This window comes from Ornithinibacillus californiensis, assembly GCF_001038485.1.
In the GTDB taxonomy this organism is placed as follows: domain Bacteria; phylum Bacillota; class Bacilli; order Bacillales; family Amphibacillaceae; genus Ornithinibacillus; species Ornithinibacillus californiensis.
This window is the reverse complement of the sequence record NZ_LDUE01000021.1, coordinates 57240-69795: the sequence shown is the minus strand read 5'-3', so window position 1 is coordinate 69795 and position 12556 is coordinate 57240. Positions and strand designations below refer to the sequence as shown.

Sequence of the window (12556 nt, the reverse complement as noted above, 5' to 3'; positions counted from 1 at the left end):
ATACTGGCTGCGGACCACGTGGGAAAATTTAATTTTTCCTAAATAAGAAATATGTCAATAAGCTATTGCAAATAATCCCGCAGATTGTTATAATTTTTTAGTGAGTTTAGAAAAGGTGCATACCTAATTGTGGCTCTTAAAATAACTCTGTTTCCAAAGGATTCAGGGCAGAAGGAGTGAAAGACATGAAACAAGGAATTCATCCTGAGTACAGAAAAGTAGTATTTCTTGATACTAGCTCAGAATACAAATTCTTAACCGGTTCTACTAAATATTCCGAAGAAACTATCGAGTGGGAAGATGGTAACACATACCCATTAATTCGTGTAGAGATTTCTTCAGAATCTCATCCATTCTACACAGGTAAGCAAAAAGCTGATACTGTTGGTGGACGTGTAGATCGATTCAAGAAGAAATATAATATGAAATAAGTTGGTTCTTAACCGCAATATGCGATAAGACCAAGTATACACATTCGGGTGAGTATACTCATTCCGATAGGAAACAGGCAAATCGTCTATGCTTTGCCTGTTTTTTATTTATTAAAATACCAATACTAGTGATAATGACTGCACTGATAATACTTATAAAACATAAACATAAACAATCGAAGAAACGAAGGGAGATCCCAAAACATGTATGTTATGAAGCAAAGCGGCTGGCTAGAAGTAATCTGTGGCAGCATGTTTTCAGGTAAATCCGAAGAACTAATCCGGAGAGTAAGACGAGCAACCTATGCACACCAAAAGGTACAAGTATTTAAACCAGCAATTGATAATCGATATGATGATGTTTCAGTTGTATCCCACAATGGTAATTCTGTTATGGCAACCCCCGTGGATTCTTCCGCAGATATTTTAGAACAGATTCTAGACGGAGTAGAAATCGTCGGTATCGATGAAGCACAGTTCTTTGACGAAGACATTGTGTACGTAGCCGAACAGCTAGCTGATCAAGGTATCCGTGTTATCGCAGCAGGTCTAGACCAAGACTTTCGCGGCGAGCCATTCGGTCCAATGCCGGAACTGATGGCCCTAGCTGAATCCGTAACAAAGCTAAATGCAATTTGTCCGATCTGCGGATCTCCCGCAAGCCGCACTCAACGACTAATCAACGGACAACCGGCATCCTATAACGACCCAATTATTATGGTCGGTGCATCCGAATCGTACGAACCAAGATGTCGTCATCATCATGACGTTCCTAACAGCCCAACAAGCGCCGGGATGAAAAAATTCATGAATGTTGGAAAGTAAGACCGGAAAGAGAGCATCCTTTTGTTAGGGTGCTTTTTTAGTATGATAGAGCATGTAACTGTGGAGGAAGGTGGCTATAGTAATAGAGCTAATAAAGTGTACCGACAGAACACTCCTCCATAAAACTACTACCTAAAAAAAGAATTTTGACCAGAGCCCCCGTCTATACTATAATTATACTGTTAATCTTAGTGAGGTGACCGTGATGATAGATCGTCTACAAACATTGGAAGATCGTTATAATAAATTAAATGAGTTATTAAGTGATCCGGAAATTATAAGTGATACGAAAAAGTTGCGAGAGTATTCAAAGGAGCAATCAGGGCTTGAGGATGTTGTGCAAGCTTATCGTGAATATAAAGATGTGACGGAAGAGCTAAAAGATGCGAAAGAAATGCTCGAGGATGACTTAGATAAAGAGATGAGTGACATGGTTAAGTCGGAAATTTCCGAACTTACTAAGTCAAAAGAAGCGTTAGAAGAAAAAATGAAAGTTCTCCTTTTACCGAAGGATCCGAATGATGATAAGGATGTATTCGTGGAAATTCGTGGCGCTGCGGGTGGAGATGAAGCTGCCTTATTTGCAGGTGACTTATACCGCATGTATTCACGCTATGTGGAGAGCCAAGGCTGGAAGACCGAAGTGATGGACGCACATACCACTGGTGTAGGTGGTTATAAGGAAATCATTTTCATGGTAAAAGGAAATGGTGCGTATTCTAAGCTAAAGTATGAAAACGGTGCTCACCGTGTACAACGCGTACCTGAAACAGAATCTGGTGGCCGAATTCATACTTCGACAGCAACAGTAGCCGTATTACCGGAGGCAGAAGAAGTTGAAGTAGAGCTTCATGATAAGGATATCCGTGTCGATTTATTTGCATCAAGTGGTCCAGGTGGGCAAAGTGTTAACACGACAATGTCTGCTGTTCGTTTAACCCACTTACCAACAGGTATTGTTGTTTCGATGCAAGATGAAAAGTCACAAATTAAGAACAAAGAAAAGGCGATGAAAATCCTTCGTGCACGTGTGTATGATAAATTCCAGCAGGAAGCACAAGCAGAATATGATGAACATCGTAAATCAGCTGTAGGTACCGGTGACCGTTCGGAACGTATTAGAACATACAACTTCCCACAAAACCGTGTGACAGACCACCGAATTGGACTTACCATCCAAAAGCTAGACCAGATTTTAGAGGGTAAGCTGAATGAGGTAATTGATGCGCTAATTTTAGAAGAACAAGCAAATAAATTAGAACAAATCGGTGAATAATATGACAAAAAAACAATACGAAGTCCTGAAATGGGCTTCTCTTTTTTTAGAAAAAAACAACCGAGAAACGAGAGTAGCAGAACTTCTGCTTCAGCACCACCTGGGCGTGTCAAAGACACAGTTCTATGCGGATATGCGCGAAGCTACTCCTGAGAGTGTAGTTGAAACGTTCGAAGCAGACATTAAAAACCATATTGAAACAGGTGTGCCGATTCAACATTTAATCGGACATGAAATCTTTTATGGAAGAAAATTTTCCGTAAATCGGCATGTTTTAATTCCTCGTCCCGAGACGGAAGAGCTTGTCCTCCACGTCATCAATTCTGCACCAAAGGATAAACCAATTACAATTGTTGATATTGGTACTGGTAGTGGAATTATTGCGATTACACTTGCTTTGGAGCTACCAAATGCAACGGTTTATGCAATCGATATATCAAGAGAAGCCTTAGATACTGCGAAGAAAAATGCGGAGGGCTTACAGGCTAATGTAACCTTCTTACAAGGCGATTTTCTAGAACCTTTTATAAACCAGGAATTAAAAGCAGACATTATCGTATCTAATCCACCTTATATCGCTGAAGCAGATCGGCCGGAGCTTTCGGATACAGTAGTAAACCATGACCCAGAACTAGCCTTGTTTGCAGAGGATAATGGATTAGCAGCCTATAAGCAAATTGTATCCCGGTTATCAGAAGTAACAAAGCAAGGAAGCATGGTAGCATTCGAAATAGGCCATCTACAAGGAGAAGCAGTAAAAACCTTACTACAGGAAAATTTTCCTGAAAGTACGGTAATTATTTTAAAAGATATAAGCGGTAAAGACCGTATAGTTTTTGCTGAAAAGCTGTGAATAGATAAGAGCGTCCCATTTGGTGGAACGCTCTTTCTATTTCTAATTAAAAATCCCTAATATCATCCCAACCATAAACAAGTTCTAGCAACTGCTTTCCACCAATCTCAATATCTTTCTCACCAATTAACTTTGCTCCAAGTGACTCATAGAAATATTTCGAGTTGTTGTCCTTTAACACCATAACAATCATGGAATAGATCCCAACATCTACTAAATCCCTAGCAATTGGTGCCACCAACTGTTTGCCAAGACCTTTTCTTTGATGGCTTTCCAAAAGATAAATAGCATACAACTCACCCTTGTAAGGAGGGTAATTACCAGTTCGCTCTTTCCCGCCACCTGCAAATCCTACTATTTCTCCTGATTCTGTTTCTGCTACATATACGGTATGATTTGGAATCATACTGGCCCAAACATCTTCTCGCCTATCCACACTCATATTTTTTAAGTAATCATCTGGAACAATGTTTTTATAGGTAGTTCGCCAGCTGTCCACTTGTACGATGGCAATTCTCCTTGCATCTGAAGCTGTTGCTTTTCTAATTTTCAATTGCAAATCCTCCTTTATAATATAAATTAATAGATTACTAGTTTAAAAACTTTCTCCCCTGTCCATACTGTGACTAAATCAATAAACGGGGGACGGTACTGATGAAGAAATTTGGATTTATAATTATTATTCTTATTATGATAGCACTTTCTTTACCAATCAAGGGACAAGGAAGTGAAAAAAATTTTGATGACTATGAAGTAATACCGGATGACGCGATTCGCTTACGTATTTTAGCAAACAGTGATAATGAGTCCGATCAAGAGATTAAACGTAAGGTGAGAGATAATGTCAATGCAGCAATTACAGAGTGGGTTGCTGAAATTACAGATATCGAAAAAGCTAGACAATTATTAGAAGATAGAGTTCCAGAGATTGGTGAAATTGTTAAGCAAACATTGAAAGAAGAGGGAGAAAATCGTGATTTTGATGTAGCCTACAATGATAGCGTGAGTTTTCCAACAAAAATCTATGGGAATTATCTATATCCTGCAGGAGAGTATGAAGCAATCCTTATTACAATTGGCGAAGGAGAAGGATCCAATTGGTGGTGTGTCTTATTTCCACCATTATGTTTCTTAGACTTTGCGAATGGAATCAGTGTTGCAGAAGCTAGTCCAGGTGGTTTTGAAGATGAAGGAACAGAAGAAACTGGATTAAAGATTAAGTTTTTCCTATTTGAATGGTTAGGTTTGTCATAGATTATTAAACCCATGCATAAAATGATAGAAAAGCGAGATTCTATAACAGTATCAATTTCTAATCATTGGGGTGAGAGAATGAAGTTATTACTAGCGAGTGATGTGACGGAAGAAAGAATGGATACGTTTCTAGCAACCACCGACCAGGTTAACAAGGAAGACTTAGTGAACGGTGGCTATGTGGTTGAGATAGGTGAAGAGATTAAAGGATGTTTTGTTCTATCAACAGTGGAGGATGGCGTCTTTTGGTTAAAGCAACTATACATTGCCAAAGAGTCAGCACAGAAATTACCGGTGTTACTAGAAACTATCATTGTCCTAGCGAAAACGAAAGAAGCGAAGAAGGTTTATGTACATAGCCATCAACCGGTAGTGGATATTTTGCTTGATGCATTACAATTCCATCCGCAAAAGGAAGCGTTGAACGTTATTAACCCTGCCCGTAAAGAAGGAAATTGGTGGGCATACGAGGTTTCCTAATTAGTTTTATACACATAATCCACAAGTGCTTGTGTACAAGTTGTGAAAAAACTGTCGATAAATCATTATTCCGTGGATTAGTTGTGGTTAAAGAGAATAAAATGAACGTTTGTTTGGAAAACTTGTGGATAAACTGCAGGTTTTCCTTTTTTTTATGTGGATAACTGTATTTTTTGCGTAACCCTCATCATTCGGATAAAATGAGAAAAGAAATGAGGGAGTTTATGGTGGAAACAAAACGTTGGAATATCGTGAACGGAAAAAATATAGAAGAAAAGATACAAGAAGCAGCTGCAATTCTGAAGACAGGTGAAGCAGTTGCATTCCCTACGGAGACAGTTTATGGATTAGGTGCTGATGCCACAAATTCAGCTGCAGTGGGTAAAATATTTCAAGCAAAAGGTCGTCCGCAAGACAATCCACTCATTGCCCATGTGGCGAATAAGGAACAACTATACAATCTAGTAACGGATGTTCCAGATTATGTGGACAAGTTAATTCGTTCATTTTCTCCAGGGCCGATTACTTATGTTTTGCCTAGCAACGGAACTTGTGCGGAAAATGTTACTGCTGGTTTATCGACGGTCGGAGTTCGCATCCCAAGTCATCCGGTAGCTCTAGCCTTATTAAAGGCGTGTAACATCCCAATCGCGGCACCGAGTGCAAATCTATCTGGAAAGCCAAGTCCGACAACAGCCGGCCATGTTTGGGAGGATCTTAACGGGAAAATTGCCGGTGTGGTAGATGGCGGTCCAACTGGGGTTGGTGTAGAATCAACCGTTATCGATTGTACACAGGATATTCCGGTTATCCTAAGACCAGGTGGAATCTCGAAGGAAGAATTGGAAGAAGTTGTTGGTAAGGTGATGATTGATCCAGCGCTTGAGCATGCAGAAAGTAAAGAAAAACCTAAAGCACCAGGTATGAAATATAAGCATTACGCTCCGGAGGTACCGATGTGGTTAATCCAGGGGGGCAGTGAACGAATGCAAGCTGTACACGATGAATTGGTAGCTGAAGGTAAGCGAGTTGGGGTGCTTGCTAATCGAAACACACTTGAAAAGCTAAATGTTTCAGAAGCAATTTCATTAGGAGAGTCGCCGGAAGAAGTTGCAGCCAATCTATATGATGGCCTAAGAAGATTCAGGCAAGAGGATGTGGATATCATTCTTTGTGATACGTATCAGGAAATCGGAATTGGACAGGCAATTATGAACCGATTGCGTAAAGCAGCAAGCAGATATGTGGAGAGGTAACCATCGTGGTTGCCCTTTTTTTGTGAGGAACTATCAACTAGAGATGAGTGGTCGTCACCCGTTATTGGGGAATTATCAACCGAAGGAGAGCAAGTATCAACCGTTTTGGAGAATTATCAACCGGAAAAGGGTAAACATCAACCGTTGTGGGGAATTATCAACCAAAAGAGAGCGAACATCAACCATAATGGGGAAATATCAACCAAAAGAGAACAATCATCAACCGTTCTGGAAAAACTCCAACCGAAAGAAAGCTCCCAACCTTCAACTACTATCCACAATCATAATCCCCCAAGGACAAGCATATAGTGTAGTAGCATGTCCAAGGGGGATAATACATGGGAGAATTTATTTCGATTTTAATAATGGCAATAGCAATAGGAATGGACGCATTTTCAGTAAGCCTTGGCTTGGGAATGCAGGAGATTAGGTTAAAACGAATTGCAACAATAGGGATAGTGATTGGGGTATTTCATATCATCATGCCATTGATAGGAATCTTGACGGGAAAGTTAATATCAGAGCAAATCGGGGATTGGACAACATTAGCAGGTGGACTTTTACTATTTGGTATCGGTGCACATATGTTGTTTTCCGCATTTAATCATGAAGCGGGAAGAGTTGTACAGACTGTAGGTTTTGGATTGGTGATTTTTGCACTAAGTGTCAGTATTGATAGCTTTTCTGTTGGGTTAAGTCTTGGGCTTTCCGGTGCGAAAACGGTCCTAACCATTTTATTATTTGGTGCGTCCAGTATGGTCCTCACCTGGGCTGGTATGTTAATCGGAAGAAAAGTACATGGATTTCTAGGGGCGTATAGTGAAATATTAGGCGGCAGTATCTTATGTGGATTTGGTCTTTATATAATATTCTAGTACTTCCTCTACATATGGAACGTTAGAGGGGTCTGTCCCCTAAAAAACAAACGAGTCTAAACGATGTTTGTATTTTAGGGGACAGACCCCTTTTACACTAATGATATTACGAAATTATACTATATCGACCGTGTCTCACTACCGTATTAGGCATTTCATAACCTAAAATCTTAGCTGCATCCTTTGATAATTCTACTAAAACGCTATTTTCTCTCACTTGAAATACTTTTCCTTCGTACTGCCCGTTACGTCTGTCAAAAAGTACCATGTCCCCTACGTTTGCTGTTTCAGTTTTGTTCATAAATTATTCCCCTCCCAAAGGATAATACCTAAATGAGACTTCTTTATATTGTATAAAGAAATTACCGAGTTATGTGAGGTTAAATGAATCAAAATTTATAAAATTAGTAAATTGGTAACTTAGGTATTTTAATTTATTATGTCTATAGTAATACTAATGGCGGAGAATTTCTATAAATTTATATCAATTTAGACAATTTAATAACTTTTAACTAGGTATTTTGTCATATAATGGTTTTGTTTCGTGATTCGAAATGTTCATTTATCATTCGCTTAATCGATTATCGAGGAACAATACAGTTTTTCTATCAACTAAGATTATTCTGTGTTATATTTTAGTTAGAATAGATTGCCTGGAATTGGAGGTTCATTCATGAAGATTTTGTTCGTATGTACGGGTAATACCTGCCGCAGCCCGATGGCAGAAGCTTTATTAAAAAGTAAGATGCCACATGCTGAGGTAAAATCTGCAGGGATTTTTGCTGCGAAAAATCAACGTGCTTCTCAACATGCCGTGGTTGCATTAGAGAAGAAGGGCATTAGCCTGGACCATCATTCTCAGCCAGTTGATGAAAAATTACTAAACTGGGCGGATGCTGTATTAACGATGACGACTGGACACAAGCAGTCACTGATGATGCAATATCCAAATTTTCAGGACAAGTATTTTACATTAAAAGAATTCGTCTCTGATTCCGATAAGAAAGTGTGGAATGAATTAAAATCACTTTATGCGGACTACGAATTAAAACGATCGACATTCATGGCGGAGCATCAACATAAGTTAAATAATGCCCAGCTAGAAGAGAATATTAGAGAACACTTAAAACCTGATATAGAGAGAATAATTCAATTAGAAAGTAGTCTAATCAATTATGACATCTCCGATCCTTTCGGGGGAGATTTACCAACCTATCAAAAGGCATTAGACGAAATAGAAAATTATATTACGCTTTTAATAAAAAAACTATAACTAAAAACTATAACTAGAGAGAAAAACCTGGGGGAATACAGATGAGCAAAAAATATCGCTTTGGACTAAGGATAAAGCTGGTAATGTTTACAACAATTTTAGCCATGATTACATACTCGACAAGTGCTTTATTTCTTTATCTACTTTATGACTATGTCGTAGAGTTTTGGCCAGTTTCGATGGAAGTTTATACCCTTACTATATTGTCACTAGGTATTATTTGGTCAGGAATACTAGCCTTCATAGCGGCACGTGTTATTACGAAACCTCTAAATCGATTAGCACAAGTTGCTTCTGAAGTAGCAGAAGGTAACTTGAATCAAGAGGTCACGATTCCTCGTTCTGACGATGAGATTCGTGCACTAAGCACTTCTTTTGATGCGATGTTAAAAAATCTAAAGGAAATGGTACATAATATAGATATACATTTTAATAATACGAATCAGTCTGTGGTTCAGTTGCGACAGGCTTCTAGTCTCGTATCCCAACACTCTGATTTAATTAGTGCATCTGTAGAAGATATTTCGAAAGGTGCAGAAAACTCTTCAGAGGCAATTCAACAAACAGTAGAGTCAGTGGAAGAAGCAACTGTATTAGCAGAAAAGGTTCAAGAAAAAGCTGGCCAATCAAAAGAAAAATCGATTACTATGCTAGAAACCTTGAACAAGAGTAAACAGGTTGTTCATCAACTAGTAGAAGGAATTCAAAAGCTAGCACAAGATCAAGAGCTGTCTCTAAAAGATGTCGACCATCTAAAGGACAATGCCTTACAAGTGGAATCGATTATTTCAATGGTTGGAGAAATCGCGGAACAAACGAACCTACTTGCTTTAAATGCCTCGATTGAAGCGGCAAGAGCAGGCGAGCACGGGAAAGGCTTTGCGGTTGTAGCAGATGAAATTCGCAAGTTAGCAGACCAAAGTGCTCAAGCTGTACAACGCATTTCTGAGCTTATTAAAGCAATCCAAGATGATGTAAATCTTGTTGTAAAAAAAATAAATGAAAATGTACAGATAGCAGTAAAAGAAGCGAATAATGGTGTGACAACAAATGAATCCATTGAGCAAATGTCTGGATCAGTGGAAGAAGTTGCTAGTGAAATCGAAGTTATTTTAACGATTGTTAATCAGCAACTTGCATCAATCCAAGCAACAGCATCTCAATCACAAGAGGTAGCAGCTATTGCCGAGGAAACCTCTGCAGGTGCTGAAGAAGTAAATGCTTCTATCCAAGAGCAATCAGCTTCCATTGATAAAGTGGAGGATTTAGTACATGATTTAGAAGAGCAAGCAAAGGGATTGAATAAGCAAATTCAAAAGTTTCGAGTGAAATAACGACAACGAAGAAGAGGAGCTGAAGGTAAATGAAAGTAATTATTTCAGGTGACCATGCAGGAATGACAATTCGTAATGAAGTGAAAAGCCTATTAGAAGAAATGGGTATTGAGTACGAGGATACCGGCTGTAGTTGTGAAACGTCGGTAGATTATCCGGATTATGCCCTTCCAGCAGCAGAGCGAGTGGCAAGTGGTGAATTTGACCGTGGCATTCTAATTTGCGGTACGGGAATTGGAATGTCGATTGCTGCTAACAAAGTAAAAGGCATTCGCTGTGCACTACTTTCCGATGTGTATAGCGCCAAACTAACTCGTATGCATAATGATGCAAATGTGATTGCAATGGGCGAACGAGTTATCGGTCCTGGTCTTGCAAGAGATATTGCAAAAGCTTGGTTAGAAACCGACTTTGAAGGCGGCAGGCATGAAAACCGTTTGAGTAAAATCAAAGCCTACGAAGACAAAAATCTATAAAAAAATGGGGCGAAGGATTCTTCCTTCGTCTTCTACTAAGTTTAGGTGATGACAATGCAGGTAGATAAGATTAAGAGCGATTTACAAGCTGTAATAACTGAGCTTCAACATGAAGACTTTTTAGTAAGCGATTCCATTTTTGTTATTGGGTGTTCAACTAGCGAAGTGGCTGGTGAACGAATTGGAACAGCAGGCAGTGAGGAAATTGCGTTTGAGATTTTTTCAAGTATAAAAAAGCTCCAAGAAAGCACTGGAATTAGGCTTGCTTTCCAATGTTGCGAGCACTTAAACCGAGCCCTAGTAGTGGAAAGGGAAACCGCTGAAAAATATCAATTAGAAGAAGTATCTGTTATTCCCGTACCAAAAGCTGGAGGTTCCATGGCATCGTATGCTTACAAAAATCTACAAGCACCAGTTGTCGTAGAACATATAAAAGCACATGCTGGAATAGATATTGGAGAAACCATGATTGGCATGCATCTAAAACATGTCGCCGTACCAATTCGCTTAAACCAACGCTACATTGGCGAAGCAAGAATTAACGTAGCAAGAACACGACCGAAGCTCATAGGCGGCAGACGCGCAAATTATGAAGTAACGGCCGATTCGAATGCATGTACATAAATATATATAATACAGGGAGGATTTACTGATGGAACATTTAAAAAACACAGACCACGAATTATTCGAAGCAATGGAAGCAGAAAAATCACGCCAACAAACAAAAATCGAACTAATTGCATCTGAAAACTTTGTCTCAGAATCAGTAATGGAAGCAATGGGCTCCGTACTAACCAATAAATATGCAGAAGGCTACCCAGGGAAGCGTTACTATGGTGGATGTGAACATGTAGATGTTGTAGAAAACCTAGCTCGTGACCGTGCCAAAGAATTATTTGGTGCAGAACACGCCAATGTTCAGCCACACTCTGGTGCACAAGCGAACATGGCCGTTTACTTCACCGTATTAGAGCCAGGGGATACTGTTCTAGGGATGAACCTTAATCATGGAGGACACCTGACCCACGGTAGCCCTGTTAACTTCAGTGGAACACTTTACAACTTCGTAGATTACGGAGTGGATCAAGAATCCGAACAATTAAATTATGATGTTGTATTAGAAAAAGCAAAAGAAGTGAAACCAAAATTAATTGTAGCAGGCGCAAGTGCATATTCTCGTACCATTGACTTTGCAAAATTCCGTGAAATTGCAGATGAGGTTGGCGCTTATTTAATGGTGGATATGGCTCATATCGCTGGACTTGTGGCGGCAGGTCTCCATCCAAACCCAGTACCATATGCAGATTTTGTAACGACGACGACTCACAAAACATTACGCGGGCCTCGTGGTGGGATGATTCTTTGCAAAGAAGAATATGCGAAGAAAATTGATAAATCAGTCTTTCCTGGAATGCAAGGAGGCCCTTTAATGCATATTATTGCTGCGAAAGCTACTGCATTCAAGGAAGCATTATCGGATGATTTTAAAGTATATTGTAAGCAAATTATCGCTAATGCAAGAGCACTTGGAGAAGCGCTTGTAGAAGAAGGCATCCGCGTTGTATCTGGTGGCACAGACAACCACTTATTACTTTTAGATGTAACACCACTTGAAATTACAGGTAAAGTTGCCGAACACGTGTTAGACGAAATTGGAATTACCGTGAACAAAAACACGATACCATTTGATACAACAAGTCCATTTGTAACAAGTGGTATCCGTATCGGAACACCAGCTGTTACAACTCGTGGTTTTAAAGAAGCTGAAATGCGTGAAATTGCTAGCATTATTGCATTAACATTAAAGAACCATGAAGATGAAGCAGTACTAAAAGAAGCTGCTGAACGAGTAAATGCTCTAACAGAAAAATCACCGTTGTATGTTTAATAGATTTGGAGAGGATTCCCTAAGGGGTTTCCTCTTTTTTAGTGGTTAATGTTAATTACTGGAGTAAGTTGGGTTGGGTAAATAGGGGCTGTTAGAATCAATTTGCCATGAAGCTATTGATTGAAATGAAATTAATAAGCGCCCTTAACATCATTTTGCCATGAAAATGTTGATTGAAATGAAGTTAATAAGTCTTCTTAGCATCTTAGCATCAATTTGCCATGAAGATGTTAATTGAAATGAAGTTAATAAGCGCTCTTACCATGATTTTGCCAGAAAACTAGTGATTAAAATGAAGTTAATAAAGCCTCTTAACATCACTTTCAAAGAGAAAA

Annotated in this window: 15 protein-coding genes; 13 read left to right on the top strand and 2 right to left on the bottom strand. The window is 39.2% G+C overall.

The genetic code is table 11. The annotated features are described in order from the left end of the window. The first annotated feature begins 185 nt into the window (after window positions 1-185). From TE34_RS05380 to prmC, 4 genes are all read left to right on the top strand, one after another. Window positions 186-431 (top strand): type B 50S ribosomal protein L31, encoded by a 246-nt coding sequence (locus tag TE34_RS05380; protein WP_047983801.1) that lies wholly within the window; start codon window positions 186-188, stop codon window positions 429-431. 204 nt (window positions 432-635) lie between these two features. Then, window positions 636-1256, top strand: coding sequence for a thymidine kinase (locus TE34_RS05375; protein WP_047983800.1), 621 nt, complete (start codon window positions 636-638; stop codon window positions 1254-1256). Window positions 1257-1461: 205 nt separating this feature from the next. Continuing rightward, window positions 1462-2532 (top strand): peptide chain release factor 1, encoded by a 1071-nt coding sequence (gene prfA, locus TE34_RS05370; protein WP_047983799.1) that lies wholly within the window; start codon window positions 1462-1464, stop codon window positions 2530-2532. A 1-nt stretch (window position 2533) separates the two neighbouring features. Then, window positions 2534-3385 carry a peptide chain release factor N(5)-glutamine methyltransferase gene (prmC, locus tag TE34_RS05365; RefSeq protein WP_047983798.1) on the top strand — a complete coding sequence of 284 codons (852 nt, stop codon included), beginning with the start codon at window positions 2534-2536 and terminating at the stop codon, window positions 3383-3385. Window positions 3386-3431: 46 nt separating this feature from the next. On the opposite strand, the gene TE34_RS05360 is transcribed toward prmC, so the two are convergent. Next, window positions 3432-3938: a GNAT family N-acetyltransferase gene (locus TE34_RS05360; protein ID WP_047983797.1), complete on the bottom strand. Its 507-nt coding sequence runs from the start codon at window positions 3936-3938 to the stop codon at window positions 3432-3434. A 101-nt stretch (window positions 3939-4039) separates the two neighbouring features. On the opposite strand from TE34_RS05360, the gene spoIIR reads away from it, so the two are divergent. From spoIIR to TE34_RS05340, 4 genes are all read left to right on the top strand, one after another. Then, window positions 4040-4639: a stage II sporulation protein R gene (spoIIR, locus tag TE34_RS05355; protein WP_047983796.1), complete on the top strand. Its 600-nt coding sequence runs from the start codon at window positions 4040-4042 to the stop codon at window positions 4637-4639. A gap of 78 nt (window positions 4640-4717) precedes the next feature. Next, on the top strand, window positions 4718-5119 hold the full coding sequence (locus TE34_RS05350) for a GNAT family N-acetyltransferase (protein ID WP_047983795.1): 402 nt from the start codon (window positions 4718-4720) through the stop codon (window positions 5117-5119). Window positions 5120-5346: 227 nt separating this feature from the next. After that, the gene (locus TE34_RS05345; RefSeq protein ID WP_047983942.1) at window positions 5347-6375 is read left to right on the top strand and encodes an L-threonylcarbamoyladenylate synthase; all 1029 of its coding nucleotides are present in this window, start codon (window positions 5347-5349) and stop codon (window positions 6373-6375) included. 338 nt (window positions 6376-6713) lie between these two features. Next, window positions 6714-7250 (top strand): manganese efflux pump MntP, encoded by a 537-nt coding sequence (locus tag TE34_RS05340; protein ID WP_047983794.1) that lies wholly within the window; start codon window positions 6714-6716, stop codon window positions 7248-7250. Window positions 7251-7356: 106 nt separating this feature from the next. Here the strand turns inward: TE34_RS05340 and TE34_RS05335 are convergent, their stop codons facing one another. Beyond that, window positions 7357-7551: a DUF2187 family protein gene (locus TE34_RS05335; protein WP_047983793.1), complete on the bottom strand. Its 195-nt coding sequence runs from the start codon at window positions 7549-7551 to the stop codon at window positions 7357-7359. Between the two features lie 372 nt (window positions 7552-7923). Between TE34_RS05335 and TE34_RS05330 the strand changes: the two genes are divergently transcribed. The 5 genes from TE34_RS05330 to TE34_RS05310 are packed head-to-tail and all read left to right on the top strand — an operon-like array spanning window position 7924 to window position 12221. Beyond that, a complete protein-coding gene (locus tag TE34_RS05330) occupies window positions 7924-8523 on the top strand; it encodes a low molecular weight protein arginine phosphatase (RefSeq protein WP_047983792.1) in 600 nt (199 codons plus the stop codon). Between the two features lie 41 nt (window positions 8524-8564). Beyond that, window positions 8565-9857 (top strand): methyl-accepting chemotaxis protein, encoded by a 1293-nt coding sequence (locus tag TE34_RS05325; protein WP_047983791.1) that lies wholly within the window; start codon window positions 8565-8567, stop codon window positions 9855-9857. A gap of 29 nt (window positions 9858-9886) precedes the next feature. Continuing rightward, window positions 9887-10333: a ribose 5-phosphate isomerase B gene (gene rpiB / locus TE34_RS05320; protein WP_047983790.1), complete on the top strand. Its 447-nt coding sequence runs from the start codon at window positions 9887-9889 to the stop codon at window positions 10331-10333. 54 nt (window positions 10334-10387) lie between these two features. Next, complete coding sequence (locus TE34_RS05315) at window positions 10388-10957, top strand: TIGR01440 family protein (protein ID WP_407944351.1); 570 nt, start codon at window positions 10388-10390, stop codon at window positions 10955-10957. Window positions 10958-10985: 28 nt separating this feature from the next. Next, entirely contained in the window at window positions 10986-12221 is a 1236-nt protein-coding gene (locus tag TE34_RS05310; protein WP_047983788.1) for a serine hydroxymethyltransferase, read from the top strand. The last annotated feature ends 335 nt before the right edge of the window (window positions 12222-12556 follow it).